The sequence below is a fragment of the Paracidovorax citrulli genome, from assembly GCF_900100305.1.
GTDB lineage: Bacteria > Pseudomonadota > Gammaproteobacteria > Burkholderiales > Burkholderiaceae_C > Paracidovorax > Paracidovorax citrulli.
In genome coordinates this window covers 31784-57384 of record NZ_FNEY01000017.1, presented here as the reverse complement: position 1 = coordinate 57384, position 25601 = coordinate 31784, and the positions used below count along the sequence as shown (strand labels likewise).

Genomic DNA, 25601 nt, shown 5'->3' with positions numbered 1-25601 from the left:
GGCCTAGAAGTCCGCGACCTTGCCCCACGCCGAGTGCCTGAACCGCTCGGGGTCGTAGGGGCGGGGATCGAAGAGGGGCGTGTCGCCGCTGGCGAGGTCGGCGATCAGGTGGCCCGCCCCCGGCCCGATGCCGAAGCCGTGGCCCGAGAACCCCGCGGCCAGGATGAACCCGGGGATGCCCTGCACCTCGCCGATGCCCGGCACGCCGTCGGGCGTGCTGTCCACGTAACCGGCCCAGGCGTTGGCGATGCGCGCCTCCCGCAGCGCGGGCAGCAGGGCGACGGCCCGGCGGTGGGTTTCCCGGACGGCCGCAGGATCCGCCTTCGGATCAAGCACGCGGATGCGCTCCATCGGCGTCGGCGCATCCAGGCGCCAGCGGCTCAGCGTTTCGTGGCCGCTCCGGATGCCCTCCAGGCCACCGGGGAACACGTTGCGCCAGCGCTTGGCGAACATCGGCACGAATTGCGGCGCGAAGCGCAGCAACTGCGGCGTGGGATCCACCCGGCCGCGCCCGCTGATGGCCAGCGTATAGCTGCCGTCGCTGCGGCGGGTGAGGGACACGCCCGCCGTGTGCAGTGTGTCGGGCAGCGCCTCGGCGACCGCCGAAACGCGCACGATGGACTGGCGGACCGTAGCCTGGGGAAAGCGGATTCCCAATTGGCGGCAGAACGAGGACGCCCATGCGCCCCCGGCATAGATGGCGGTGCGGGTCCGGATGGTTCCGGCCTCGGTGACCACGCCGCTGACGCGCCCGCCCTGCAGCTCGATGCCCCGGGCCGCGCAGTTCTGGTGCACGGTACCTCCGAGCTTCATGAATGCGGTGGCGGCGGCCGGAGCGGCCTTGGCGGGATCGGCAGTGCCGTCGCTGGGAGAGAGCACGCCGCCCTTCCAGGGGCGGCCCGTCGCGCTGCCGCGCCGCGTGGCTTCCTCGGCGCTCAACATGTGAGTGGTGACGCCGGCGGATTTCGCGAAGACGCCCCAGCGGGCCCAGCGGTCGAGTTCGGCTTCGTCGTTGCTCAGGTAGAACAGGCCGCAGCGCCGGAAGCCCGTGTCCTCTCCGGAATCGGCGGCGAACTGTTCCCAGAGCTCCAGGCTTTTCGTGGCCATGGGCAGTTCGCGCGCGTCCCGGTTCTGCTGGCGGCACCAGCCCCAGTTGCGGCTGGACTGTTCGGCGCCGATGACGCCCTTTTCGACCAGCGCGACCGACATGCCCCTGCGGGCCAGATAGTAGGCGGCGAACACGCCGATGATTCCTCCGCCGATCACGACGGCATCGGCACTGGTGGGCAAGGGGGAGGGCGTTTCGATGAGGCGCAGCGGCTGTTGCATGGATGGATCTCGCTTTTCGGTCAGGACGGAACGCAGGGACGGCGCGTGGCGCCGGGGCAGCAGGCCGGCGGTCATGCGGGTGCGCCTCCGGCCCATCCCAGGATGGCTTTGGTTTCGAGGTACTCGTGGAGCCCCTCGACGCCGTATTCGCGTCCGTTGCCCGAGCGCTTGTAGCCGCCGAAGGGGGCGTGCGGGCTCCAGGCCGGGTTGTTGATGTGCACCTGCCCGGCCCGGATCCGCATCGCGACCGCCCGGGCCGCCGCGGGATCGGCGCCCTGCACGTGGGCGCCCAGGCCGTAGATCGTGTCGTTGGCGATGTCCACGGCTTCATCGACCGTGTCGTAGGGAATGAGGACGAGCACCGGCCCGAAGATTTCCTCCTGGGCGATCCGCATCCGCGGATGCACGTCGGAGAAGATGGTCGGACGGGCGTAGAAGCCGTGCTCCAGGCCCGCCGGACGGCCGGGGCCGCCGCAGACCAGGCGCGCGCCTTCCTCGACGCCGGCGGCGATCATTTCCTGCACGCGGTGGAACTGGGCCCGATTGGCCACCGGGCCGTGCGTGGTCCGCTCCGAACGGGGATCCCCGACGACCATGCGCGACACGGCCTCGGCCGCGAGGCGCTCGGCCTCGGCCAGCCGGGCGCGCGGCACGATCATGCGCGTCGGGGCACTGCAGGACTGGCCCACGTTGCGCATGCCCGCCGCCACGCCGGCCGGCACGGCCACGGAAAGATCGGCATCCGGAAGGATGACATTGGGGGACTTTCCGCCCAGTTCCTGGGCCACGCGCTTGACCGTCGGCGCGGCCGCCTGGGCCACGAGGACGCCGGCCCGCGTGGAGCCGGTGATCGAGACCATGTCCACGTCGGGATGCGACGCGAGCGCAGCCCCCACCTCGGGGCCTTCGCCGGCGACGAGATTGAACACCCCCGAGGGGATCCCGGCGTCCTGCACCGCCTCGGCGAAGAGCATCGCGCTGAACGGGGACAGTTCGCTGGGCTTGAGCACCACGGTGCATCCCGCGGCCAGCGCCGGCCCCACCTTGGCGGTGATCTGGTAGAGCGGCCAGTTCCAGGGCGTGATGAGGCCGCAGACGCCGATGGCCTCGCGCACGATGGCCGTGCCCTCGCGGTGGGTGACGAAGGGATAGCTGGCCGCCAGGTCGCGGGCCACGCGCAGGTGTTCCGCGGCAATCGGCACCTGCGCGCCGCGCGCCACGCCGATGGCGGATCCCATTTCCAGCGAGATCGCCTGGGCGAACGATTCCGCGCGCTCCAGGACCAGGGCATGCAGCCGGCCCAGGAGATCCGCGCGCTGCCGGGGCGTGGTCGCGGACCAGGCCGGGAAGGCGCGCCGGGCTGCGGCGATCGCAGCCGCGGCGTCCCGGGCGTCGCCCAGCGCGATGTCCGCCAGCGGCTGCTCCGTGGAAGGATCGGTAATGGTCGCCCGGGACGTCCCCTCCGGCCGCCGCCAGCCGCCGTCAATGAAGAGGCGATCCAGGCGGCCGTCCCGGGCCAGGCGTTCGATGATGGGAAAGGTCATGGAAACAGTCGTCCTGCCGGTTCCGGGCAGGCTCGGCAACGAGCTTCATTGCAGGCAATTGCACCATGCGCTGCCGCGCGGCCGGTTGGGAAAAACAGGGCGCATCGCGATGAAGCTGCGGTTTTGGGGGGGCTCGGCGGCATGCCGTGCGGCGCACCGGCAGGGGCCGGCCCGTACGGCAGGCGCCCGGCCAGGGCGGCGCAAGGATAATTCCGTGTCCGAGTCCGCCCTCTCTGCATGGCCGCATCACCGCTGTGGTGCACGGCCGTGCGCACCTGTGCCCCTCCCGCCCGTGAACTCCCCCGTCTTCTCCTCCCTCGTCCCGGTCATCCTCTGCATCTCCATCGGCTTCTTCGCGGCCCGCATCGGGTGGGTGCGGGCCGCCGCGATCAAGGACCTCTCCAACATCGTCTTCCTGGTGCTCACGCCGGCACTGCTGTTCCGCACCATGGGTGCGGTGCGGGTGCAGGACCTGAACTTCCAGCCGGTGGCGCTGTACTTCCTGGCGGCGGGCCTGGTGTTCACCGTCACCATGGCCTTCGCGGGCTTTTCCACCCGCTCGGCGGCACGCGGCCTGGCCAACATGTTCAGCAACAACATCATGATCGGCGTGCCGCTGGTCGGGCTGGTGTACGGCAAGGAAGGGCTGGTGACGCTCTTCACCCTGATCTCGCTGCACGCGCTCGTGCTGCTCACGGCCGCCACGGTCGTTTTCGAGCTGGCCGAGGCGCGCGAGAGCCAGCGCTCGGGCCGCAGCGCGCCGCGCCCGGTACTGCACACCGTGCTGCAGGCGGTGCGCAACGGCATCGTGCACCCGGTGCCGCTGCCCATCCTGGCGGGCCTGCTGTTCGGCCAGACGGGCCTCGTATTGCCGGAGGTGATCGACAAGCCGCTGCAGGTGCTGGGCACCGCGCTCGGCCCCATGGCGCTGCTGCTGGTGGGCGTGACGCTGGCCTACACCAAGGTCGGCCACCATGCGCGGGAGGCCCTGGGCATCGCGATGGTCAAGAACATCGCCCACCCGCTGCTGCTGTTCGCGCTGGCCTGGGGCATGGGCCTGTCGGGCCTTTCGGTGGCGGTGATGTTCACCGCCGCGGCACTGCCCGTGGGGGCCAACGTCTTCCTCTTCACCCAGCGCTACGGCACGATGCAGGACGAGGTGTCGGCCAGCATCGCGCTCTCGACCGCGCTGGCGCTGCTCACGGTGCCGTTGATGCTTCTGCTGGCCCAGCGGCTCTGGCACTGAGACGGCAGCGGCCGGCACGGCCCCGTCGCCGCAGGACCGCCGAGCCGGCGGGGCAGGAGAGGGCCGTCAGGGAGCGAGGCGCTCGCGCACCCAGGCGCCCGGCGTCTCTTCCCGGTAGCAGAGCCGGTCGTGCAGGCGGCTCTTGCGGCCCTGCCAGAATTCCCAGCGGTCGGGTTTCAGGCGGAAGCCGCCCCAGTGCGGCGGGCGGGGCGGCTGCAGCAGGAACTGTGCGCCGTACTTTGCCGCATTGGCCACGAGCACGCCGCGGCCGGAAATCACCTCGCTCTGCGGGCTCGCCCAGGCGCCGATGCGCGAATCCAGCGGCCGGCTCGCGAAATACGCGTCGCTCTCCGCATCGCTCACTTTCTCCACCCGGCCTTCGATGCGCACCACGCGTTCGAGCTCGACCCAGTGGAACTGCAGGGCCGCGAACGGGTTGCCCGCCAGTTGCCGGCCCTTGCGGCTCCCGTAGTTGGTGTACCAGACGATGCCGCGCTCGTCGTAGCCCTTGATGAGCACCACGCGGGTGCTGGGGCGCAGGTCCGCGCCCACGGTGGCCAGCGTCATGGCATTGGGCTCGGGCACCTGCGCTGCCACGGCTTCCTGCAGCCACTGGTCGAACTGGCGCAGCGGATCGGCATGCGATGCCTCCTCGCCGAGTTCGGCGCGCTCGTAGCTCTTGCGCAGGTCGGCGATGGAGGACGACAACGGGGAGGAGGGGGAAGACATGCCGCGATTGTGCATGCCTTCCGCCCGCCTCCGTGCCGCGGCAGCGCACGCCGGCGTCACACCGGCGCGGAATGGCGGCCCTGGTCCGCCATGCGCTGCATCAGTGCGTTCACGTCCACCTGCTCCCCGGGGCGCTCAGGGGGCACGCCGCGCAGCGCGCCCCAGCAGCGCGACACCATGTCTGCCACGCCGTTCATCGTGTTGACGATGGTCCGCCCGGCCGGGAAAGTGAGCGCCAGGGAGGGGTGCTCGATGGCCTGCAGCTCCGCCTCGGTGATCTCGATGCCCTGCGCCCCGCCCGACTGCGCCTGCCCGAGCCGCTCGACCGCCTTGTGGGCGATGAGTTCGATGATGCGGCGGTTCTTCTCGGCGTCCGTGGTGAGCTTGCCGCCGATGCCGCCGAGATGGTTGCCGGTCAGGATGCCGGCGCCCAGGCTGAGCACTTCCGTGGGCGTATTGACCATGATGGTGACGATCTTCTGCACCACGGTCGGCAGCACGTGGGCGCGGGCCATGGTGTCGAACGGCAGGAATCCCGTGAGCAGGCTGATGACCGAGCCGATGCCCATCGAGTTGATGGCCAGGCCGTGGCCAGGGGCCGCCTCCAGCGCGCCCTGCGTATCCGCCATGGCGTGGTCGGCCAGCGCGCGCCGGGCCTGGGCCTCGCTGGATCCGGCGGCCAGGGCCACGTCGGGGGGCGGAAAGAAGCCATCATTCTTGCGTTGCAGCACCCCCGTCGCCATTTCGCCATGGGCCGCCGCGACTTCCCGCGGGACCATGGCACCCGAGGTGGAGACCGCGATCTGGTTGGTGACCATGCTGACGGGCTCCATGGCCCAGCGCTGCGTCAGCCCGGCGACATTGTTCGGAATGGATCCGATGGCCGCGATGGTGCCGGAAATCGCTGAATCCTTCAGGTCGTCCATGAATTCCGCGAAGGTTTCCGGCAGCAGGGGCTCATTCTGGAACGTGCCGAGCAGGCGCTTGATGACGAGGGAGTCCACGGTTTCCGCGAACAGGGGCGTGAGCGACGCCAGCAGCACTTCCGTCATGCGGGTGGCGGGATGGTCCTCGCCGAGGGCCGCGGATACCTGGCCCATCACCGCGCCCCAGGCCACGACGTCCAGCGCATACGCCAGCCCGCCGCTGCCCACCAGGCTCGCCAGCATGCTCCATCCCAGTTCCGGCGAGAATTGCTTCTGGGTCAGCACGGCATTGACGGCCTGCGCGCCCATGCGCCCGCGAAGCTCGAGGGTGACGGGATCGCTGGCCCCCAGGCAGCGGTTGACCAGTGCCTGCAGGCCCTCATGGTCCGATTCGGCCCGGTAGCGCACGCCCTGCAGGAAGGCGAACGGGTGCTTTTCCGGGTTGCCCTCCAGCCCTGGAGCCGGCGTGAGGTGGGCGTCCTCGGCTTCGCTGGAGGGTTCCACGTCCTTGAGGCTGACCGGGCGCAGCCGGGCCTCCTCGCCGAAAGCCGCCGCTCCTTTCTTGATCGCTTCTCGCGCCGCATACGTGGAGAGGTCGATGTCGGCTTCCTCCGTGCCGCCGTCGGCCAGGTGAATTTCCCGTACCTTGCAGCCCGCGGAGAACTCCCAGGTGTTCAGGAGGATGTCGGCCTCCAGCGGCAGCCGCAGTTCGGTGGTGCCCTGCAGGTCGAGGCGAGCTGCCTCTTGCGGATGCTTCGCCTGTACGTAGTCCAGCACGGCCTGGATGGCCTTGTCCGGGGAGGCCAGGCGCTGGTCCGGTCCGCGGCCGACGGCGCCCTTGAGCGCCATGGGGTGCTGGAACTGGTCGGTGGAAATCACTTCCTTGAGCCGCGCGACGTAGGCGTCCCGCTGCACGCGGTTCAGCCGCACCTGCAGCACGGCCTGGCGCGCCAGCGTGGTCAGGTTCGCCTGCGTGCGAGCTTCGCGGCGGGCCTGCGTGCCGTGCAGCGCATCCGCCTGCGCGAGGCGCTGGCCCGCGCGGGTGCGTTCCGCGGCCAGCATCTGCCGCAGCACCGCGCCGCGCAGCCGCATATTACGATGTGGCGCGCTGGCCGGGGGGGGCGGAGGCGCCCCGTCCGGCTCTTCAGCCGGACGCTGGCGCAGCAACGGCTCGGTCAGGCCGCCGGAGGCATGCCGGCGGCTGCCGGTGCCGCTGGATGACGCTGGAGACTGCGGCGGCGAGGCCGCACCTGAAGACGAGGTTTCTCCGGCGGAGCTGCTGCGGCGGAGGGCGGGAAATTGCAGGAAGGTCATGGTTTTCTTTTCGGAAGGATCAGGCTGCGGGGCCGGCCTCGTACGAGGCGCCGGGAACGGCCGGACAGGCCGCCACAGCCTTCTGGATGGCCGTTTGCTGCAATCTATTCCGATAGATGAAATCACCCCGTCGCCCGGCGAAGCGATGGCCGACGGTGCGAACAGCGCCGGTGGCGCAGGCCGGTCAGTCCGGGGCCGAGTCCTGCGGGGAGAATTCCAGCAGCCGTGCCAGCGCGCGGTCCTCGATGCCCAGGCGGCGCAGGCCGTCGTAGGTGGCCCGGGCATATTGCAGCGTGGTGCCGTACCGGCCGCTCGCTTCCGAGAAGATGCGCCGGTACTCCGCTTCCGACAGCTCACCCGTGTGGTTCGGGCTGCTGCGCGAGAGCGTGAACGCCAGGGCCCGCACCGTGCCCAGGGGCGTGGAGCAGGGCAGCCAGCGCGGGTCGTACACGCCCGTGGGCATCTCGCGATGCCAGAGGTTGACCATCACCTGCCGCGCATGCGCGCGCTCCACGCGGAACACCATGCCCCGGCAGCTGCCCCCGGGGAACATGCCCAGCACCAGGCCCGGGCATTCGGGCGTGCCGCGGTTCACGCGGCTCCACATCTTCAGCGCGCGGTGCCAGCCGTGCACCCGCGCGAGGCGCTGCTCGGCGAACTCGAAATCGGGCCGCCAGATGAGCGAGCCGTACCCGAAGATCCAGAGGTCCTGCGTGCCGCCCCATTCGGCGAGGGCGCGCTCCAGCATGGGCGCCGGATCGCGCAGCGGCGAGGGGAGGGCGGCCGGGGCCGCGCCACTACAATTCGCGGTTTCGTCCATTCCACCATTATTCATCTACGGAGTTTTCCCATCATGGCCTTCAGTTCCTCCGACGACGACAGCCAGCAACGCTTCGCCCTCGGCTTCCTGTTCGCGATCATCGCGGTCGTGGTGTCCGCCGTGGTGGGCACCGTGGTGGTCCAGCGCGGCATCGCGCGCCCGGCGGCGGACCCTGCACCTGCAGCGGAAGTGGTGGCTCCCGCCGGCACGCTCGACATCGCCGGCAACGAGGTCGCGCGCGTGGTGGTGGACGGCAGCGTGGTGAAGTTCTACTTCGCATCCGGCCGCGCCGACCTCACGGCCGATGCCGCTCCGGCCATCGCCGACGTGGTGCGCGCGGTGAAGGACGGCAACCGCCGCGTGGTGATCTCGGGCTTCCACGACGCCACGGGCGACGCCGCTGCCAACGCAGGGCTGGCCAAGCAGCGCGCCCAGGCCGTGCGCGATGCGCTGGTGGCTGCCGGCGCACCCGAGGACCGCATCGAGCTGCGCAAGCCCGAACTCGCCCAGGGCGACGGCAATGCCGCCGAAGCCCGCCGCGTGGAAGTGACGCTGGCCGCGGCCTGACCAGTTCCGAGCCGGCGCGGGAAACGATCGCGATGACCGCCATCAGGGCATCCAAAGCGCTCCTGGTACTGCTGGTGGCGTTGTTCTGCCTGCTCGTCGGCTACAACAACATCGTCGATTACGGGTCGAACTTCGAGTTCACCCGGCATGTCCTGCTCATGGACACGACGTTCCCCGGCAACCGGCTCATGGGGCGCGCGATTTTCTCGCCGCTCCTGCACCATGCTGCCTACTGGCTCATCATCGCCGGGGAGCTGGTGACCGGAGCGTTGTGCCTGGCCGGTGCCATCGCACTTTTGCGGCAACTGCGCGGTGCACCCCCGGCCTTCGCCCGGGCCAAGACGCTCGCGGTCTGCGGCCTGACGCTCGGGCTGGTCGTCTGGTTCTTCGGCTTCATGACCGTCGCGGGCGAATGGTTCCTGATGTGGCAGTCGCCCCAGTGGAACGGCGTCGAATCCGCCTTCCGCTTCATCGTGTGTATTGGCGTGGTGCTCGTCTACGTTGCGCAGAACGAGAACGGCTAGCCAGCCGCTCCGCGGCCCCGGCGAAATCCTGCCCATCCCCGCCCGGTTCGCCGGGCTTTGTCTCAGGCAGCACGGACCGCGCCGTCAGGTGCTGCCACGCACGACCAGTTCGAAGTCCAGCGACACGCAGTGCCGTGCGGGCGGTGTCCCGTGCATCAGTCCCAGCAGCATCGCGGCGCCGGCGCGGCCGACCTCGCCGCGCGGGGTGCGCACGGTGGTGAGGGGCGGCACCATCTGGTCGCTGCCGGCCAGGTCGTTGAAGCCGGCCACGGCCACCCGTTCCGGCACCGGCACGCCACAGCGGCTCGCGGCCAGCAGGCCGCCCTGCGCGATGTCGTCGTTGCAGAAGAAGATCGCATCCACGTCCGGCGCGCGCCGCAACGTTTCCTCGAAGAGGCGCGCGCCCAGCGCGATGGAGGAGCCTTCGGGGCTCAGCATTTCCAGTTGCGGGTCGTACACCCCGGCCTCGCGCAGCGTGCGGCGGTAGCCCTCGGCGCGCTGCAGCGTGCGCGGGTCGAGCTGGGCGGCGCAGAACGCGATGCGCCGCCGGCCGCGCTCGAGCAGGTGGCGCGTGATGGCGGCGCCCGCCTCCAGCTGCGAAAACCCCACGCAGTACACGCCCGGCGCTTCGCTGGTCTCCATCAGGTGCACGCACGGCACGCCGCTGCGCGCGATCAGCTGGCGGGCGGCCTCGCTGCGGTCGAAGCCGGTCACGAGCAGGCCGGCGGGCCGGTGGGGCAGGTAGGTGCGCAGCAGCACCTCTTCCTCGGCCGCATCGTAGTGGGTCACGCCGATCAGCGGCAGGAAGCCCTGCGGGAACAGCGTGCGGTGCACGGCCTCGAGCAGGTCCACGAACAGCGTGTTCGACAGCATGGGCACCAGCACGAGCACCTGGGTGCTGCGCTGCGAGGCAAGGGCGCGCGCTGCCGGATCGGGCACGTAGCCCAGTTGCTGCGCGGCGGCCTGCACGCGCTCGGCCAGGGCCGGGTCCACGCTGCGCTCGCGACGCAGCGCGCGCGAGACGGTGATCGGGCTCACGCCCGCGAGCCGGGCCACGTCGTCCAGGGTGACGCGGCCGCTGGCGCGGCGGGCCCGTCGGGGGCGGGGCAGGGCGGAATCGTTCAAGGGTTAATCCGGATCGGTCTGGCCGCCATTGTGTTCTAGGATAGCGCTATCTTGCTCAGGGTTAACGACAGGGCAAGGCGATTGACCTCATTCATTCGACGGAGACGACGCGGCAGGCTTCCCCGGGAAGCGTCCGCGATTTTTATGAACTCAACGGATAGCGCTATCCAAGGCAGGCCACTGCCTGCGGTGGTCGTGATGGGCGTGTCAGGCTGCGGCAAATCCAGCGTCGCGGCCGCGGCCGCTGCGCTGCTGGGCTGGACCCTGCACGAAGGCGATGCCTACCATTCGCCCGAGAGCGTCGCCAAGATGCGCGCGGGCCAGCCGCTCACCGACGAGGACCGGGCCGGCTGGCTGGACCGGCTCGCCCATCTTCTGGCGCACGCCGTGCACCCCGCCGATGCTGTCGGGCAGGGGGGCATCGTGCTGACCTGCTCGGCGCTGCGCCGCCGCTACCGCGACCACCTGCGCGCCGCCGCGCCCGGGCTGCGCTTCGCGTTCCTGGAACTCGACTACGACGAAGCGCTCGCGCGCGTCAGCCACCGGCCGGGCCATTTCTTCTCGCCCACGCTGGTCGCCAACCAGTTCGCCACGCTGGAATCGCCGCGAGGCGAACCCGGCGTGCTCGCGCTGGACGCCACGCGGCCCATCCACGACCTGGGTGCCGCCATCGCGCATTGGCTGCACGGCGACGGCGGCGCAGAGGCTGCCGCGCCATTCCCCCACGCCCCAGGCGCCCCTTGCGCGCCGGCCCCTTCCGGAGACACCGCATGAACGACCACCCCGCGCGCGACAAACCCGCGCTCCAGCGCTTCGCGGAGCATTTCATGGTGCTGGCCCTGGCCGGCATGGTCGTGGCCGTGTTCGTGAACGTGGTGCTGCGCTATGCGTTCGGCACGAGCATCGTGTCGTACGAAGAGATCTCGCGCCTGCTGTTCGTCTGGCTGGTGGCCGTGGGCGCCATCGTGGCCGCGTTCGAGGGCAAGCACCTGGGTTTCGACATGCTCACCACGCGCCTTTCGGGTGCGCCGCGCAAGGCGCTGTTCTGGGTGAGCCAGACCCTCGTGGCGCTCTGCATGGTGCTGCTGCTCAAGGGATCGTGGGCGCAGGTGGTGGCCGGCATGGAGAGCTACAGCACCGTGCTGGGCTACCCGCTCGCGCTCGGCGCGGCGGCCACGCTGGTGCTGGCGGCGGGCCTGCTCGCGGCACTGGTGCTGGATCTGGTGCGCGGCCGGCCGGCCGGCGAGGATGCGGGCGGCGACGCCACCATCGAGTGAAGGAGCGGCCATGGTCGTGACCCTGATTTTTCTCGGCGTGCTGATCGGCGGCATGGCCATCGGCATGCCGATCGCCCAGTCGCTGATCCTCACCGGCGTCGCCCTGATGTGGCACCTGGACTTCTTCGATTCCCAGTTGCTCGCGCAGAACCTGCAGGCGGGCTTCGACAACTTCCCATTGCTGGCGGTGCCGTTCTTCATCCTGGCCGGCGAACTGATGAACGCCGGCGGGCTCTCGCGCCGCATCATCGACCTGGCGCGCGCCTTCGTCGGGCACATCCGCGGCGGCCTGGGCTTCGTGGCCATCGGCGCGGCGGTGCTGCTCGCGTCGATGAGCGGCTCGGCCATCGCCGACACGGCAGCGCTCGCCACCATCCTGCTGCCCATGATGCGCCAGCAGAACTATCCGTCCAGCTACAGCGCCGGCCTGCTGGCCTCGGGCGGCATCATCGCGCCGATCATTCCGCCCTCGATGCCGTTCGTGATCTACGGCGTGACCACCAACACCTCCATCAGCAAGCTGTTCCTGGCGGGCGTGTTCCCCGGGCTGATGATGGGCACCTTCCTCATCCTCGCCTGGTGGTGGATCGCGCGCAGGCACCGGCTGCCGGCCATGGAGCGCGTGGCCTGGGGCGCGCGGATGCGCGCGCTGCTGCACAGCTTCTGGGCCATGATGATGCCGGTCATCATCCTCGGCGGGCTCAAGGGCGGCATCTTCACGCCCACCGAGGCCGCCGTGGTGGCCGCCGTGTACGCGCTCATCGTCTCGATGTTCGTCTATCGCGAGATGACGTGGGGCCGGCTCTACGAAGTGTTCCTCGCCGCGGGCAAGACCACCGCGGTGGTGATGTTCCTCTGCGGCGCGGCCACCGTGACGGCCTACATGATCACCCTGGCGGACCTGCCCAACCTGCTGGCCGACAGCTTCGCGGGCGTCATGGGCAACCCCATGCTGTTCATGGCGCTGATGATGGTGTTCCTGCTGGTGGTCGGCACGGCCATGGATCTCACGCCCACCATCCTGATCTTCGGCCCCGTGTGCGTGCCGCTCGCCGTCAAGGCCGGCATCGATCCGGTGTACTTCGGCTTCATGTTCATCTACGTGGGCTGCGTGGGGCTCATCACGCCGCCCGTGGGCACGGTGCAGAACGTGGTGGCCGGCGTGGGCCGGCTGCGCATGGAGACCGTCATCCGCGGCACCACGCCGTTCCTGCTGGTGTACGTGCTGCTGCTGATCCTGTTCGTGATCTTCCCGCAGATGATCACCGCGCCGCTGGGCTGGCTGCATTGAGCCCGGCATGCCGTCCATCGTTCATGCCGATCCGCTTTCCCCTGTTTTTCGCTGCTTTCCCGTTTTATTCCAGGAGACAAACACCATGCGCATCCGTTTCGCCCTCGCCACCCTCGTGGCCGCCATCGCCGCCAGCGGCGCGTCCGTCGCCCAGGCCCAGGACTTCAAGCCGCGCATCGTGCGCTTCGGCTACGGCCTGGTGGACAACTCCAACCAGGGGCGCGCCGTGCGCTTCTTCGCCCAGGAAGTCGAGAAGGCCACGGGCGGCAAGATGAAGGTGCGCGCCATCGGCAACGCCTCGCTGGGTTCCGACACGCAGATGCAGCAGGCGCTCATCGGCGGCGCGCAGGAGATGATGGTCGGCTCCACCGCCACGCTGGTCGGCATCGTGCCCGAGATGGCCGTGTGGGACACCCCCTTCCTCTTCGCCAACGTGAAGGAAGCCGACACGGTGCTCGACGGCCACGTCGGCGAGAAGGTGAAGGCCAAGCTCGAACCCAAGGGCATGGTCGGCCTGGTCTATTGGGAGAACGGCTTCCGCAACCTCACCAACAGCAAGCGCCCCGTCACCAGGCTGGAAGACATGGGCGACATCAAGCTGCGCGTGATGCAGAACAACGTCTTCCTCGACAGCTTCAAGGCCCTGGGCGCCAACGCCGTGCCGCTGCCGTTCTCGGAGCTCTTCACCGCACTGGAGACGCGCGCCGTCGATGGCCAGGAGAACCCGTTCAACACCGTGGTGTCGAGCAAGTTCTACGAGGTGCAGAAGTACCTCACCGTCACCAACCATGTCTATAGCCCGTGGATCGTCACGGTGAGCAAGAAGTGGTGGGATACCCTCAGCCCGGCCGAGAAGAAGGTGCTGCAGGACGCCGCCGCGAAGAGCCGCGACTTCGAACGCAAGGACACGCGCGAGGAAGCCGCCAAGGCGCTGGCGGACCTGAAGACCAAGGGCATGCAGGTCAACGAACTGCCCGCGGCCGAGGCCAACCGCATGCGCGAGAAGCTCACGTCGGTGAACGCCGGCATCGCCAAGTCGGTGGGCCAGGAGACCTGGGACGCGGTGCAGGCCGCCGTCCAGCAGGCCCGCGGCGGCCAGTAAGGCGCGAAGGCAGAGGAGGCGCGTGCGCTGTCGGGGCAGCAGCGCACGCCAGGCGGCAGGACAGGGCCTCATTCGGCCGAACCCGACCGTACGCGTCCGCGGCCCTCGTCTCGGCCTACACTCCCAGGTCATACGGAAGGCGTACGATTTCCGTCATAGGCGCCGCGCTACCGGCCGGCACCGTGCTCCGGCCTGGCGGCCGCTCCAGCAGCCCGCGCGCCTTTTCCGCTCCTTTCCACGTCGATCCTGCAAGGCACCGCCCCACACACCGCCATGCCACTCCACGATACCGTCCATTCCGTCACCGAACGCATCCGCGAGCGCAGCGCGCCCACGCGTGCCGCCTACCTCGCCCAGCTCGATTTCCATGCGCAGCGCGACCGCGGCGCCGACCGCCTGGGCTGCGCCAACGTCGCCCACGCCTTCGCGGGCATGCCCGGCAACGACAAGTTCCGCGTCGTCGCCGAGCGCGCGCGCAACATCGGCATCGTCAATGCCTACAACGACATGCTCTCGGCCCATGCGCCGCTGCGCCATTACCCCGACATGATCAAGGAGGTGGCCCGCCAGCACGGTGCCACGGCCCAGGTGGCGGGCGGCGTGCCGGCCATGTGCGACGGCGTCACGCAGGGCACGCCGGGCATGGAGCTGTCGCTCTTCAGCCGCGACGTGATCGCGATGGCCACGGCCGTTTCGCTCTCGCACGACGTCTATGACGCCGCGCTCATGCTCGGCGTGTGCGACAAGATCGTGCCCGGCCTGCTGATCGGTGCACTGCACTTCGGCCACCTGCCGACCGTGTTCGTGCCGGCCGGGCCGATGACCTCGGGCCTTTCGAACAGCGCCAAGGCCAAGGTGCGCGAGCAGGCCGCGCAGGGCCTGGTCGGCCGCGACGAACTGCTGGCCGCCGAATCCGCCGCGTATCACAGCGAGGGCACCTGCACCTTCTACGGCACGGCCAACAGCAACCAGATGCTCATGGAAGCCATGGGCCTGCACGTGCCCGGCACCGCCTTCGTGAACCCCGGCGAGGCGCTGCGTACCGAACTCACGCGTGAGGCCGCCCGCACCGTGCTCGGCCAGCCGGGTGCGCCGTGCGCGCCCATCGGCCGCATCGTGGACGAGCGCTGCATCGTCAACGCCATGGCGGCGCTGCTCGCCACGGGCGGCTCCACGAACCACCTGATCCACTGGGTAGCCGTGGCCCGCGCCGCGGGCATCGCCATCGGCTGGGACGATTTCGCGGCGCTCTCGGCCGTGGTGCCGCTGCTCGCTCGCGTCTATCCCAACGGCAGCGCCGACGTGAACCAGTTCCAGGCGGCCGGCGGCCCCGGCTACGTGATCCGCGAACTGCTGGACGCCGGCCTGATGCACGAGGACGTACTCACCGTGCGGCCCGGCGGCCTGCGCGAATACACCCGGCTGCCGGTGGAGGATGCCGCGGCCCCCGGCACCGGCAAACTCTCCTGGGCACCCATCGGTGCCAGCGGCGACGACGGCGTGCTGCGCCCCGCGGATGCGCCGTTCAGCCCGGTCGGCGGGCTCAAGTTGCTCGAAGGCAACCTGGGCCGCAGCGTGATCAAGGTGTCCGCCGTACCCGAAGACCACCACGTGATCGAGGCGCCCGCGCGCGTCTTCGCCTCGCAGGCCGAACTGCAGCAGGCCTTCCAGGCCGGCGAGCTGGACCGGGCCTGCGAAGCCCACCCGTCGCACGGGCTGGTCTGCGTGGTGCGCTGGCAGGGCCCGCGCGCCAACGGCATGCCCGAGCTGCACAAGCTCACGCCGCCGCTGGCCGTGCTGCAGGGCAAGGGCTACCGCGTGGCGCTGGTCACGGACGGCCGCATGAGCGGCGCCTCCGGCAAGGTGCCGGCCGCCATCCACGTCTCGCCCGAGGCTCTGGCAGGCGGGCCGCTGGCGCGCGTGCAGAATGGCGACATCGTGCGGCTCGACGCCGTGGCGGGTACATTGAATGCCCTGGTGGAACCGGCGGAATGGGCGGCCCGCGTGCCGGCCAACCAGCCCGAGGAACTGGCCCGTGCCGACGGCCACGGCTGGGGCCGCGAACTGTTTGCCGGATTCCGGCGCAATGCGCTCAGCGCGGAAGAGGGAGCCTGCACATGGCTGTGAACGAACGCAATGCTTTGACCGCGCAGGACGTGATGCGCGACGCGCCGGTGATCCCGGTCATCGTGCTGACCGACGTGGCGCACGCCGTGCCCATGGCGCGCGCTCTGGTGGCCGGCGGCATCCGCATGCTGGAAGTGACGCTGCGCACGCCCCAGGCCCTGGCCTGCATGGAAGCCATCGCCAAGGACGTGCCCGAGGCCGTGGTCGGCGCCGGTACCGTGCGCAGCGCGGCCGATGCGCAGGCCGCCGCCCGGGCGGGCGCGCGTTTCGCCGTGAGCCCGGGCTTCACGCCCGCCGTGGGCCGCGCCTGCCGCGATCTCGGCCTGCCGCTGCTGCCCGGCGTGGCCACCGGCAGCGAGATCATGATGGCGCAGGAAGAGGGCTTCAACGCCCTGAAGTTCTTCCCCGCCGTTCAGGCCGGCGGCCTCGCCATGCTCAAGGCGTGGCAGGGCCCCTTCGGCGACGTGGTGTTCTGCCCCACGGGCGGCATCCAGCCGGGCAATGCGGCGGATTTCCTGGCGCTGGGCAACGTGGCCTGCGTGGGCGGCTCGTGGCTGGTGCCCGGCGACGCGCTGGCATCTGGCGACTGGGCGCGCATCACCGAACTGGCCCGGGCCGCCACGGCATTGCGTCCGGCACGCTGACGGCAGGAAAGGAAATATCGCCAACCTGCGGGGTTGGCGATACTGGCGCCATGAAAACCATCGACGAGATGCTGAACCTCGAGCTGCTTACCCCCGAGCAGCACCACCAGATCGACGCCTGGATCGCCCAGGCCGATTCGCCCGAAGATATCCTGCGCATGCCGGCGCCGCTCTGGCAGGCGGTCGAGCGCGCCAGCGAGGCGATGGGGGTCAATGCGGACCTGCTGCGGCCTCCGGCGGTGGACGCGGGATACGCACCGTGACACGCGCGGCCGGCCGCGCAAGTCCGCGTCAGCGCAGGCCGGTGCCCGCGCCCACGTCGTTCTTGCGTTCGATCAGCTCGATCTTGTAGCCGTCCGGGTCCGTCACGAAGGCGATCACCGTCGTGCCGCCCTTGACCGGGCCGGCCTCGCGCGTGACGTTGCCGCCAGCGGCCTTGATCTTCTCGCAGGCCGCGTAGGCGTCCGGCACGCCCAGGGCGATGTGGCCGTAGGCCGTGCCCATGTCGTAGCTCTCGGTGCCCCAGTTGTAGGTGAGTTCGATCTCGGCCTGGCCCGGGTTGCCGCCGTCGAAGCCCAGGAACGCCAGCGAGTACTTGTACTCGGGGTTCTCGGACGTGCGCAGCAGTTGCATGCCGAGCACCTGGGTGTAGAAATCAATCGAGCGCTGGAGATTGCCAACGCGCAGCATCGTGTGGAGGAATCGCATGCCGCCGATTGTGCCGCGAGATCGAAAACCCGGCGCTCAGCCACCCAAGGGCACGGTGTAGTTGAGCGTCATGCGCCCGCCGTCCACCGTGACGATCTCGCCCGTCACATAGCTGGCGGCATCGCTGGCCAGCCAGGCCACCACGTCGGCGATTTCCGCAGGCTCGCCCAGCCGGCCCATGGGCGTGCGGCTCATGATGCGGGCACGGGCGTCGTCGCTGGTGAGCACGGCCTGCGTGGCCAGCTCCGTCGCGATGGTGCCCGGCGCCACCGCATTCACCCGCACGCCGCGGCTGGCCAGCGCCAGGGCCATGACGCGCGTGAGCTGGTTGATGCCGCCCTTGCTCACGTTGTAGCTGGCGATCGTGGGAATGGCCAGCACGCCGTTCACCGAGCTCATGTTCACGATGGCCCCGCGGCCCGCCGCCACCATCGCACGGGCCACCGCCTGGCCCACCAGGAAGGAGCCTTTGAGGTTCACGCGCAGCACCGCGTCGAAGTCCTCCTCGCTCACTTCCAGGAAATCCGCCGACCGGAAGATGCCGGCGTTGTTCACCAGCACGTCGATGCGGCCGTGGGCCTCCAGCACGCGGGCGACCAGCGCATCCACCTGGGCCTTGTCGCCGACATCGCAGTGCACGTACAGCGCCTGCGGAAGCTCCGCCGCCAGGGCGCTGCCGCGCGCGTCGTCCACGTCGGCGACGACCACCCGTGCGCTTTCGCGGGCGAAGCGCCGCGCGCAGGCTTCGCCGATGCCCTGGGCGCCTCCGGTGACGATGCAGATGCGGTCGGCGTGGCCGAAGGAAACCGCGCCGGGAACGTGAGAGTGCGTATGAGCTTTGTGCATGGCGCGATGTTAGCGGGCGGCATCGCACTGCATGGTGCATCCCATGCCGGGCGGCGCCATCCGTTCCAGGTTCATCGAGATGGCGAATGGTATGCATAACGTTCGCTCTCAACACGACAGTAAGCGGGCGCCCTTTTCGTATCCATACTGGCCACGCCCCATTCATCGGGGTGTTTTTCCAACCGAAAGGAGCAAACGTATGAGCACTAGCTTGGTTTCCAAAGACGACCTGGTCGAGCGTGCCCTGCGCCGTGCGCTGGCTGCATCCGACGTAGCACAGGCCACCCAGCAGCTGCAGGCAGAACTGGACGCCCAGACGCGCCGCGAAGTCACCGACGTCTTCGTTGACGTCGTCACCGGGCCGTAAGCCTGCCGGGATGGGGGCCAACCCCATCCCTTTCATCCATCCACCACATCCGTGCAATCGACCATGCGCCCCCTGCAGGCATCGCTGATGCGCATCGCTGCCATCAGCGTGCGCCACCTGGTGGTGCTGCTGCGGTCCTGGCCACGATTGGTGGAGTCCGTGTACATGCCTACCGCCACGCTGATGCAGTGGGTCATCTTCAAGAACTACCTCAGCGCCCAGTCCCTGCCCACGTTGGGAAGCACTTTGCTCGTTTCCTACCTCATGTGGGAAATCATCTTCAGGTTCAAGCAGGGCACTGTCATGTCGTTGTTCACGGAGATGTGGGGCCGCGCTCTGCCGCAGCTCTTCACAACGCCCCTGACGCCGCTGGAAATGATGTTCGGATGTTTCATCGTGGGACTCGTGCGCGCGGTGCTCGGAATCGGCATTGCCGTGGCCGTCGCCCTGGGAGCAGGCTGGTCGGACTACATCGACCTGCGCGGCTCCGTGCTGGTGGTGACCGTATTCGCGTTGATGTCCTCGGCAGCCGTCTCCCTGATCATGTCCGGCGTCATCCTGCGCTGGGGCATCGCCGCAGAGATCCTTTCGTGGGCGCTGGTACTGACGCTTGCCCCGCTGTCCGGCGTCCTGTATCCCACCTCCGCGCTTCCCCTTGGGCTGCAATGGGTGTCCGCACTGCTGCCGACGACCTACGTTTTCGACTGCGTCAGAGAGCTGCTCGCCACGGGGTCCATCATGGGCGGCACCCTGTCCTTGGTCGCTGCCACCGCCAGTGCCTGGCTTGCCATCGGCCTGGCGCTCTTTCTCATGATGTTCGAGAACACCCGAAAAAGCGGATTGCTGGACGGAGGCCCCGTTGACTAGTTTCAGTCTGCACCATCCCGACCGGGCATGGGGCCTGTCCAGCGGTGGGCGGCGCGTGCGCTCCCTTGCCGAATCCTGCGACCGGCCGGATTTCGCATTTCGCCGACCGGTCCTGCTCGGCATCCGTGCCAGGAATTCCGCTCTGCGTACCGTACGGCACGAGACCAGCGAGTGGACTGCCATCTGCTCAGACGCACCGTCGAATCGAACGGCATGCCAATGCCACCCTGCGCGAGGCTTTGAAAAATGAAGACACCCCCTGACCGGAACAAGGTATTGATTCTCGGAGCATCCCGCGGCCTGGGCCGCAGCCTGCTGGGCGCCTTCGGCGCGGACGGCCATGCCGTGACCGCCGTCGCCAGGCGCTTCGACGGCAGCGAGGCCGAGCAGGCCGGACGCATCCTGACTGCAGATCTCACGCAGGAGGCGGGACTGGCGTCGGTGACCGCCGACATGCAGCGGGCCGACTATGACTGCATCATCTATGTGGCGGGCATCTGGGAGCAGCAAGGCTTCGAGCGCGCCTCGGAACAGGAGGTTCGCGGCATCGTCGCCACGAACATCACGGCACCGCTGATCATCGGCCAGCGGTTGCTCGCGCTGTGCGCTGCAACACCACCTCGCCGGCGCCACTATTTCCTTATCGGGTCAACCAGCGGCCTCGACAACTCCGGTAGCACGTCATGTGCATATGTCGCGTCCAAGTTCGCGTTGCGAGGCCTGACGCACTCGCTGCGCGAACAGGGAAGGCCGTTGCGCCTGCATGTCACCTGCCTTTCCCCGGGATCGATCCGCAGTGACCAGAGCGGCCAGTCGTCCCACCCGGCGCGCATACCGCCGGACGACATCTACCAATTGATCCGCTGCATTCTCTCGCTGGACGACCCGACCCTGGTGAAGGAGCTCGTCGTCCCGGCCATCGAGGACACCGACGTCTAGGAGGATTTCATGCCGAACATCGCCATCATCCGTCCACCGCACACCTATCGGTACAACGATCTCGACGTGCGGGAGGACGCCATCATCTCCTACTGGCTCGGCTACCTGGATGCGACGGGATGCGCGGCTCCCAGGGTTTACGATTTCCACATCGATCGCACGCTGAGCCTGCAGAAGATCATCGAAACCTCTGCCGCGACGCACTACGTCGTTTCCTGCCGGGAAACGGGCGACAACGTGTTCTATGCATTGAGGATCGCCAGCGGCCTGCTGGAGCAGACCGATGCGCAGGTCATCCTCTACGGGCAGACAGGGCGGCTTCCGGATAATGGAGAGTTCCAGCGTCTCGGCACCGCATTCGGGGACCGGCTCCGTACATCGATCCACGACGAGCGGTCGCTTGCCAGGATGCTCGGGATGCCTGATGACGGCCCGGCCTTCGACGGTGATCTCCAGCTCAGGCCGTATCTGCCCACCCAGGCGGTCCAACCCGACCATCTGCCTCGGGTCAAGGCCTCGATCGAGACAACACGGGGATGCCATTTCCCTTGCAAGTTCTGCTTCATCAACTCCGGTGTCAACTACCCGAAACGCTGGACGCGCAGGCCCGTCCCACACGTCCTGGCCGACATCCGGGCCTACTACGACCTCGGCGTTCGCCACTTCGTCTTCAACGACTCGGAGTTCTTCGGCGCCGATCAACGCGACTATCCGCGGATCTCCGAACTGCTGGAGAACATCGCGGCGAGCTTTCCTGCGATCGGCTTCAAGATCTATGCGAGAGCGGACACCTTGTCGAACTTCGGCGACTTCGCGTTGCTGAAGCGCGCGGGACTGGTGAGTGTCTTCATCGGTGTCGAATCGCTCCTCGACGAGGACCTCGCCGTGCTGAAGAAGAAGACCACCTCGGAGATTCTTCGCCGCACGATCCGCCACCTGGCCGACAGCGGGATCTACATGGACCTGAGCTTCATCCTGTTCAACCGGAACACAACACTCGAAAGCCTGGCCCTGAACCTCGATCGCATCGCCGAAATCTACGAGCGCAACCAGCGGTTCCTCGGCATGCCGTTCTTCTCGTTCAGTTTCGAAAGCAGTTGGAAGGCCGAGGATGCACGGCCGATGTCCCCGCGAACCTATGCGGCGCTGGACGTCGCCATCAAGGCGCCTGCCGCGCGCGGAGCGGTTTTCGATCCTGCGTTGGAACCACTCATGGAGATCTATCGACTGCTGGCTTACGAGTGGAGCGCAAAGGTCACGGCGCTCAATGGCCTGCGGCGGCATTGCACGCAGGGCGATCAGCAGCGCATCGAAGACTGGTTCAGCGTGTTGCCCTATTTCTGCCTGGAAGCGATGCAGCACTTCCTGCAGCAGGCACGGGCGCGGGAGCTCACGCTCGACACGCTCAACAGCGCCCGAGACGAACTCTTCGACCTCATCGGCGGCTTCTACCAACGGCTGCTGCCGGCTGCGCTGTGTGCCTTCGCCACCTATGAGGAACACGCGAGCCAACTGGACTACCGCCAGGAGGTACGGAAGCTCGAACCCGCCGAGTACTGGGACGATGTCATCCCGCCCATCCCTGCGGGCTACTGGACGGGACACACTCAAAAATCCATTCCGATCCATGCAGCCCATTGACATCAACGAACTGTACGGCGCCTTCGCCGATGCCTATGCCCGTTTCTCGAAAGACCGCGATTTCACGGCCCAGATCCGGCGCATCGTCGAGATGCACGGTGGCCGTGCGGGCAGCCTGCATGCCCTGGAGCTCTTCGCCGGGCCTGCCGAACATTCCCGGGCGTTCGTTGCCGAAGGCTTCGGAGCGGCGACCGCCATCGACAGCGCTCCCGCGATGGCCGAGCTGGCTGCCGGTGTCGCGCCTTTGCGGTACCTGATCTCACGCCTGCCTTCTCTGCCCGAGGAGGTCAGGGCGGGCTCCATGGACATCGTCATCGCGCCGCGGTATTCGCTGGGCTACCTTTCGAACGATGAAGCAGCGGCCCTGCTGCAGGCCTGCGCGAACGTCCTGCGCCCAGGCGGCCTCTTCGTCGCAGAGCTGCATGACCCCCGCAAATTCCTCAATCACCTGGATGACCTGGACATCAAGACCCGGCGTTTCCACACGGCTTCCGGTGCCCGGGGCAGCGTCGAGTGGCCGTTCGGGCCGGTCCGCCTCCGGCAAGAAGGCTGGATCGCGGAGATGGATGTCCGGCTGGAGGTGGATGACCACCCTGAGCCGCGGATCTTCACATCGGTGGAGCACCTGCATACGCAGGAGTCTCTGAGGTTCGCCTGCCGGGGCATGCCCCATGTCGCGTTCGCGGCGGCGCCTTTGACGGTCGAGGAGTTTCCCGGCTCGTTGCTCGCCGTCTTCAGAAAGATCGCCTGATCCCGCGATCCGTATCCACCACGAAGGAGGAAATCTTGCGATACCAATACGATAGGCCCCTGCATCGCAGCGAAGTCGTTGTTTGCGCGGCGTTCCCGGCCGACGGCAGCCGTGAGCAGTTGCGAAACAAGCTGTTCGAGAACTCCGACAAATACGGGTTCTCATTGTCCACCTGCCTGTTGGGGGAGGGCGGGCAGCCACCACCGCGCGACGTACGCCATTCGCTGGCCATCATCGTTGCCGACAGGCCGTTCGACACCACAGTCGAACCTGTCATCGCCCGCCACCTCGAAAGCTACATGCAGGTCAGCATCGCACTCGCCTACAGGGACGAGGCCGAGATGCTGTCGATACGCGACACGATCGAGGCGGCGAAGGTCAGGTACGCGGATCGCGTGAATTTTCTGCGGCCCGACCGCTTCGACGCATCGCGTGCCTGGGTGTCCGACCAGAAGATCGCGGACAACAGCGTATGCGACTCGGTCCGCATCAAGTATGTGGCGGAAAGGCAGCCCGGGAGCGTCGAACTCACCCCGCGCGAGCGCAGATTCTTCGAGCAGGCGTCCCGCATGTTCGACGAGCACCACCTCTACCACCGGTCGGCCTCGGACGGTTATTTCCTGGTGCGTCGCGGCGGGGGGTTCCTGATCACCGCCACCAAGACGTACAAGGATGGGCTGGATCTGCGGCGGATATCCTGGGTGACCGGCTATGACCGCGCCCGCAACGCCATCCGGTACGTCGGCGATTTCCTCCCGTCCTCCGATGCCGTCGAGGCAGCGGTGCTTCTGGAAAGACGGGCCGATGTGACCGCCGTCATCCACACGCATGCGAGCGACCGCTGGACACGCAATGCCGCATACGCCGAGTGGTGCCGGGTGCCGGAGATGCCTTATGGCGAACCGGCCCTGGGCGACGTCCTCTCCGAGCAGATCACGGCCGAGGGCGAAGGCTTCGTCATCATGGAAGAACACGGAGAAGTGTTCTGGGGCCGCGGCCCCGCAGCCGACACGCGGTTGCTGGACTTCCTCGCCCGCTGCTGCGAGCGGAGCGGGCCGCGCAAGCAGGATGGTCTGCCCAGGGAGGCGCCTTGAGCCGCGCAGTCCGTGAACGTCTCAGCGGTGCGTACCACTGGTGACGCAGATCGCCCTGTAAACGCCATCGGCCAGTTCACCGATCCGGGCGAGCGTGTCGCTTGCGAGCGGTTCGGCCATCACGTCCCGCTGCATCGGGATCTCCAGCACGATCGCGGGGCAGCCATGGGTTTCGTGGACGTGGTAGGCGCCCAGACCACGCGTGAGCCTGCCTGGAGCTTCGTCGTAGGTCGCGAGCGGTACACCACCGAGGGCACGTTCGAGCGCCAGCTTGAACGCGCGCTCGCGCTGCGCCGCCGGCGACGCAGGAGCCGCGTTCGCCGCTCCCAGGTGCAGGTAGGGCTGCGTGCACTGCTCATCGGCATGGACATCCAGGAAGAAGTGGCAGCCCAATTCCCTCATGCCATCGAGCAGGTGGCCTACCTCCCTCGGTTGCCCCGGCACGCCCCAGCACCGGTTCATGTCGATCCCTTGCCCGTTCAGCCGGGACGTGCCGAGGCGGCAGCCTTCCGGATTGGCCACGGGCACGACGGCCCATGTCCAGTGCGGCATGGGGCAGTCGGCTTGAATTCTTGCCTGCAATGCCTCCGCGAAGTGCGAAGCCAGCGTTTCCACGGGGTGCTGCCTGCAGACGATCCAATGGGTGGTCTCCGGCTGGCCGGCCACTCCGCGGAGCACGGAGATCCTTGGCAGGTCGGCTTCCTGCGGCCTGTCGAAAACCCACTGCCACGCCGTGGTGGCGGCAGCGGGCGCGGAGTAGGGGATCGAATGGGCGATCTCGACCTCGTTCGTCTCCTTGTCCAGAGTGAAAGCCAGACCGTCCTGGTCGATGGCCCGGCCGTCCAGGTTCCGCCATTCACCCGCAGGCAGACGTGCCACCACGGTCATGCGGGGTGTCGGTTCCGCAAGGAGCAGCTCGCCCGCGTTGGTCAGGACCACACGGTCGAAGCAGTGGTTGCTGGAAATTCTCCAGTGGAACCAGCGCCGGTCTGCCACGGGCAGGCTCTGCAGCCGGGCAAAGACGGTGCGGCCGTGCTGCGCCATGTGTGATGCGGTGCCATCGAAGCAAAGTCCATTGGAAACCATGACGATACGTCCTATTGTGTTGCGCGGACTCGGAAAGCGCTATGGAAACCACGTTGCCGTCCACGGTCTCGACCTGGAGGTCGATAGCGGCAGGTGCCTTGGACTGATCGGCCACAACGGCGCCGGGAAGACCACATCATTGTGCATGCTGGCGGGCCTGGTCGTGCCTACCTGCGGTACGGCAACGATCCTGGGAAAGAATATCGCGAAGCGGCCGAAGGACGTCCTGGCGAGAATCAATTTCATGTCCGCGTACATGGACCTGCCTGGCGGGCTGAAAGTCCGGGAGCTGCTGCTGCTCTTCGCGCGCCTGTACGGTCTGGATCGCGTCCGGGAGCGGGTGGAGCAAAGCATGAACGACTTCGGGATCGATCCGTCGCTCGGGGGCCGGTTCGTCAACACGCTGTCGGCCGGTCAACGGGCCAAGGTACTGCTTGCCAAGGGATTCGTGAACGCTCCACAGGTGGTGCTGCTGGACGAGCCCACCGCGGCGCTGGATCCGGTAAGTGCCAGATCCGTACGGGCGTCCATCGCCAACGCCAAGCGGATCGGCGGCACCACGATCGTGCTGGCCTCGCACAACATGCGCGACATCGGCGAGCTGTGCGACGAAGTGCTGTTCATCGCGCGAGGCCGCGTCGTCGCTTATGGCGCGCCCGAGGTGCTCAGGCAGCAATACCACTGCGCGGACCTGGACGAGCTCTACATAAGGCTGTCTGCCTCTGCGGCCTAGCCGG

At 68.3% G+C, this 25601-nt stretch carries 26 protein-coding genes; 17 read left to right on the top strand and 9 right to left on the bottom strand.

Annotated features, from left to right (window positions below; genetic code table 11):
- Positions 1-3 precede the first annotated feature (3 nt).
- Both BLR99_RS12940 and BLR99_RS12935 read right to left on the bottom strand, forming a co-directional pair.
- Positions 4-1329 (bottom strand): NAD(P)/FAD-dependent oxidoreductase, encoded by a 1326-nt coding sequence (locus tag BLR99_RS12940; RefSeq protein WP_048857591.1) that lies wholly within the window; start codon positions 1327-1329, stop codon positions 4-6.
- 71 nt (positions 1330-1400) lie between these two features.
- Positions 1401-2873, bottom strand: coding sequence for an aldehyde dehydrogenase family protein (locus BLR99_RS12935; RefSeq protein WP_048857587.1), 1473 nt, complete (start codon positions 2871-2873; stop codon positions 1401-1403).
- A 292-nt stretch (positions 2874-3165) separates the two neighbouring features.
- Between BLR99_RS12935 and BLR99_RS12930 the strand changes: the two genes are divergently transcribed.
- Positions 3166-4119, top strand: coding sequence for an AEC family transporter (locus BLR99_RS12930; protein WP_017439979.1), 954 nt, complete (start codon positions 3166-3168; stop codon positions 4117-4119).
- 66 nt (positions 4120-4185) lie between these two features.
- Here BLR99_RS12930 and pdxH read toward each other — a convergent pair whose 3' ends face one another.
- From pdxH to BLR99_RS12915, 3 genes are all read right to left on the bottom strand, one after another.
- Positions 4186-4863 carry a pyridoxamine 5'-phosphate oxidase gene (pdxH, locus tag BLR99_RS12925; RefSeq protein ID WP_017439341.1) on the bottom strand — a complete coding sequence of 226 codons (678 nt, stop codon included), beginning with the start codon at positions 4861-4863 and terminating at the stop codon, positions 4186-4188.
- 41 nt (positions 4864-4904) lie between these two features.
- A complete protein-coding gene (locus BLR99_RS12920; RefSeq protein ID WP_011795891.1) occupies positions 4905-7088 on the bottom strand; it encodes a hypothetical protein in 2184 nt (727 codons plus the stop codon).
- Positions 7089-7272: 184 nt separating this feature from the next.
- Entirely contained in the window at positions 7273-7923 is a 651-nt protein-coding gene (locus tag BLR99_RS12915; RefSeq protein ID WP_017439925.1) for a gamma-glutamylcyclotransferase, read from the bottom strand.
- 18 nt (positions 7924-7941) lie between these two features.
- On the opposite strand from BLR99_RS12915, the gene BLR99_RS12910 reads away from it, so the two are divergent.
- Both BLR99_RS12910 and BLR99_RS12905 read left to right on the top strand, forming a co-directional pair.
- Positions 7942-8475: an OmpA family protein gene (locus BLR99_RS12910; RefSeq protein ID WP_011795889.1), complete on the top strand. Its 534-nt coding sequence runs from the start codon at positions 7942-7944 to the stop codon at positions 8473-8475.
- Positions 8476-8507: 32 nt separating this feature from the next.
- The gene (locus BLR99_RS12905) at positions 8508-8999 is read left to right on the top strand and encodes a DUF2165 family protein (RefSeq protein ID WP_011795888.1); all 492 of its coding nucleotides are present in this window, start codon (positions 8508-8510) and stop codon (positions 8997-8999) included.
- 84 nt (positions 9000-9083) lie between these two features.
- On the opposite strand, the gene gntR is transcribed toward BLR99_RS12905, so the two are convergent.
- Positions 9084-10124 (bottom strand): HTH-type transcriptional regulator GntR, encoded by a 1041-nt coding sequence (gntR, locus tag BLR99_RS12900; protein WP_011795887.1) that lies wholly within the window; start codon positions 10122-10124, stop codon positions 9084-9086.
- A gap of 144 nt (positions 10125-10268) precedes the next feature.
- Between gntR and BLR99_RS12895 the strand changes: the two genes are divergently transcribed.
- The 7 genes from BLR99_RS12895 to BLR99_RS12865 all read left to right on the top strand — a co-directional run bounded on the left by BLR99_RS12895 (position 10269) and on the right by BLR99_RS12865 (position 16828).
- Positions 10269-10898 carry a gluconokinase gene (locus tag BLR99_RS12895; RefSeq protein WP_046059533.1) on the top strand — a complete coding sequence of 210 codons (630 nt, stop codon included), beginning with the start codon at positions 10269-10271 and terminating at the stop codon, positions 10896-10898.
- Positions 10895-11401, top strand: coding sequence for a TRAP transporter small permease (locus tag BLR99_RS12890; RefSeq protein WP_011795885.1), 507 nt, complete (start codon positions 10895-10897; stop codon positions 11399-11401). Before BLR99_RS12895 ends, BLR99_RS12890 begins: the two co-directional genes overlap by 4 nt.
- A 10-nt stretch (positions 11402-11411) precedes the next feature.
- The gene (locus BLR99_RS12885) at positions 11412-12692 is read left to right on the top strand and encodes a TRAP transporter large permease (RefSeq protein WP_011795884.1); all 1281 of its coding nucleotides are present in this window, start codon (positions 11412-11414) and stop codon (positions 12690-12692) included.
- 85 nt (positions 12693-12777) lie between these two features.
- Positions 12778-13794: a TRAP transporter substrate-binding protein gene (locus BLR99_RS12880; protein ID WP_011795883.1), complete on the top strand. Its 1017-nt coding sequence runs from the start codon at positions 12778-12780 to the stop codon at positions 13792-13794.
- Between the two features lie 273 nt (positions 13795-14067).
- Complete coding sequence (gene edd, locus BLR99_RS12875; RefSeq protein WP_011795882.1) at positions 14068-15921, top strand: phosphogluconate dehydratase; 1854 nt, start codon at positions 14068-14070, stop codon at positions 15919-15921.
- Positions 15912-16565, top strand: a complete 654-nt coding sequence (gene eda / locus BLR99_RS12870; protein ID WP_011795881.1) for a bifunctional 4-hydroxy-2-oxoglutarate aldolase/2-dehydro-3-deoxy-phosphogluconate aldolase — start codon at positions 15912-15914, stop codon at positions 16563-16565. The genes edd and eda overlap by 10 nt, the downstream gene beginning before the upstream one ends.
- 50 nt (positions 16566-16615) lie before the next feature.
- Entirely contained in the window at positions 16616-16828 is a 213-nt protein-coding gene (locus tag BLR99_RS12865) for a hypothetical protein (protein WP_041827473.1), read from the top strand.
- Between the two features lie 28 nt (positions 16829-16856).
- Here BLR99_RS12865 and gloA read toward each other — a convergent pair whose 3' ends face one another.
- Positions 16857-17273: a lactoylglutathione lyase gene (gene gloA, locus BLR99_RS12860; RefSeq protein ID WP_011795880.1), complete on the bottom strand. Its 417-nt coding sequence runs from the start codon at positions 17271-17273 to the stop codon at positions 16857-16859.
- Positions 17274-17309: 36 nt separating this feature from the next.
- Positions 17310-18119, bottom strand: coding sequence for an SDR family NAD(P)-dependent oxidoreductase (locus tag BLR99_RS12855; protein WP_011795879.1), 810 nt, complete (start codon positions 18117-18119; stop codon positions 17310-17312).
- A 199-nt stretch (positions 18120-18318) separates the two neighbouring features.
- Between BLR99_RS12855 and BLR99_RS23130 the strand changes: the two genes are divergently transcribed.
- The 6 genes from BLR99_RS23130 to BLR99_RS12830 all read left to right on the top strand — a co-directional run bounded on the left by BLR99_RS23130 (position 18319) and on the right by BLR99_RS12830 (position 23778).
- Positions 18319-18486, top strand: coding sequence for a hypothetical protein (locus BLR99_RS23130; RefSeq protein WP_017438123.1), 168 nt, complete (start codon positions 18319-18321; stop codon positions 18484-18486).
- Between the two features lie 51 nt (positions 18487-18537).
- The gene (locus BLR99_RS12850; protein WP_228194005.1) at positions 18538-19353 is read left to right on the top strand and encodes an ABC transporter permease; all 816 of its coding nucleotides are present in this window, start codon (positions 18538-18540) and stop codon (positions 19351-19353) included.
- A gap of 246 nt (positions 19354-19599) precedes the next feature.
- Positions 19600-20292, top strand: coding sequence for an SDR family NAD(P)-dependent oxidoreductase (locus BLR99_RS12845; RefSeq protein ID WP_011795877.1), 693 nt, complete (start codon positions 19600-19602; stop codon positions 20290-20292).
- 9 nt (positions 20293-20301) lie between these two features.
- Entirely contained in the window at positions 20302-21933 is a 1632-nt protein-coding gene (locus BLR99_RS12840; protein ID WP_011795876.1) for a B12-binding domain-containing radical SAM protein, read from the top strand.
- Positions 21920-22684 carry a class I SAM-dependent methyltransferase gene (locus tag BLR99_RS12835; RefSeq protein WP_011795875.1) on the top strand — a complete coding sequence of 255 codons (765 nt, stop codon included), beginning with the start codon at positions 21920-21922 and terminating at the stop codon, positions 22682-22684. Before BLR99_RS12840 ends, BLR99_RS12835 begins: the two co-directional genes overlap by 14 nt.
- Positions 22685-22719: 35 nt before the next feature.
- The gene (locus tag BLR99_RS12830; protein ID WP_011795874.1) at positions 22720-23778 is read left to right on the top strand and encodes a class II aldolase/adducin family protein; all 1059 of its coding nucleotides are present in this window, start codon (positions 22720-22722) and stop codon (positions 23776-23778) included.
- A 21-nt stretch (positions 23779-23799) separates the two neighbouring features.
- Here BLR99_RS12830 and BLR99_RS12825 read toward each other — a convergent pair whose 3' ends face one another.
- Complete coding sequence (locus BLR99_RS12825; protein WP_228194007.1) at positions 23800-24864, bottom strand: M14 family metallopeptidase; 1065 nt, start codon at positions 24862-24864, stop codon at positions 23800-23802.
- Between BLR99_RS12825 and BLR99_RS12820 the strand changes: the two genes are divergently transcribed.
- Positions 24863-25597 (top strand): ABC transporter ATP-binding protein, encoded by a 735-nt coding sequence (locus BLR99_RS12820; protein WP_011795872.1) that lies wholly within the window; start codon positions 24863-24865, stop codon positions 25595-25597. The genes BLR99_RS12825 and BLR99_RS12820 overlap by 2 nt on opposite strands.
- Positions 25598-25601 lie beyond the last annotated feature (4 nt).

Coding starts and splice junctions, on each gene's coding strand:
- BLR99_RS12905 (WP_011795888.1), top strand. CDS start 8,508: ATGACCGCCATCAGGGCATCCAAAGCGCTCCTGGTACTGCTGGTGGCG.
- BLR99_RS12940 (WP_048857591.1), bottom strand. CDS start 1,329: ATGCAACAGCCGCTGCGCCTCATCGAAACGCCCTCCCCCTTGCCCACC.
- BLR99_RS12825 (WP_228194007.1), bottom strand. CDS start 24,864: ATGGTTTCCAATGGACTTTGCTTCGATGGCACCGCATCACACATGGCG.
- pdxH (WP_017439341.1), bottom strand. CDS start 4,863: ATGCACAATCGCGGCATGTCTTCCCCCTCCTCCCCGTTGTCGTCCTCC.
- eda (WP_011795881.1), top strand. CDS start 15,912: ATGGCTGTGAACGAACGCAATGCTTTGACCGCGCAGGACGTGATGCGC.
- BLR99_RS12915 (WP_017439925.1), bottom strand. CDS start 7,923: ATGAATAATGGTGGAATGGACGAAACCGCGAATTGTAGTGGCGCGGCC.
- BLR99_RS12885 (WP_011795884.1), top strand. CDS start 11,412: ATGGTCGTGACCCTGATTTTTCTCGGCGTGCTGATCGGCGGCATGGCC.
- gloA (WP_011795880.1), bottom strand. CDS start 17,273: ATGCGATTCCTCCACACGATGCTGCGCGTTGGCAATCTCCAGCGCTCG.
- BLR99_RS12820 (WP_011795872.1), top strand. CDS start 24,863: ATGACGATACGTCCTATTGTGTTGCGCGGACTCGGAAAGCGCTATGGA.
- BLR99_RS12855 (WP_011795879.1), bottom strand. CDS start 18,119: ATGCACAAAGCTCATACGCACTCTCACGTTCCCGGCGCGGTTTCCTTC.
- BLR99_RS12910 (WP_011795889.1), top strand. CDS start 7,942: ATGGCCTTCAGTTCCTCCGACGACGACAGCCAGCAACGCTTCGCCCTC.
- edd (WP_011795882.1), top strand. CDS start 14,068: ATGCCACTCCACGATACCGTCCATTCCGTCACCGAACGCATCCGCGAG.
- BLR99_RS12840 (WP_011795876.1), top strand. CDS start 20,302: ATGCCGAACATCGCCATCATCCGTCCACCGCACACCTATCGGTACAAC.
- BLR99_RS12895 (WP_046059533.1), top strand. CDS start 10,269: ATGAACTCAACGGATAGCGCTATCCAAGGCAGGCCACTGCCTGCGGTG.
- BLR99_RS23130 (WP_017438123.1), top strand. CDS start 18,319: ATGAGCACTAGCTTGGTTTCCAAAGACGACCTGGTCGAGCGTGCCCTG.
- BLR99_RS12835 (WP_011795875.1), top strand. CDS start 21,920: ATGCAGCCCATTGACATCAACGAACTGTACGGCGCCTTCGCCGATGCC.
- BLR99_RS12920 (WP_011795891.1), bottom strand. CDS start 7,088: ATGACCTTCCTGCAATTTCCCGCCCTCCGCCGCAGCAGCTCCGCCGGA.
- BLR99_RS12890 (WP_011795885.1), top strand. CDS start 10,895: ATGAACGACCACCCCGCGCGCGACAAACCCGCGCTCCAGCGCTTCGCG.
- BLR99_RS12845 (WP_011795877.1), top strand. CDS start 19,600: ATGAAGACACCCCCTGACCGGAACAAGGTATTGATTCTCGGAGCATCC.
- BLR99_RS12880 (WP_011795883.1), top strand. CDS start 12,778: ATGCGCATCCGTTTCGCCCTCGCCACCCTCGTGGCCGCCATCGCCGCC.
- BLR99_RS12935 (WP_048857587.1), bottom strand. CDS start 2,873: ATGACCTTTCCCATCATCGAACGCCTGGCCCGGGACGGCCGCCTGGAT.
- BLR99_RS12865 (WP_041827473.1), top strand. CDS start 16,616: ATGAAAACCATCGACGAGATGCTGAACCTCGAGCTGCTTACCCCCGAG.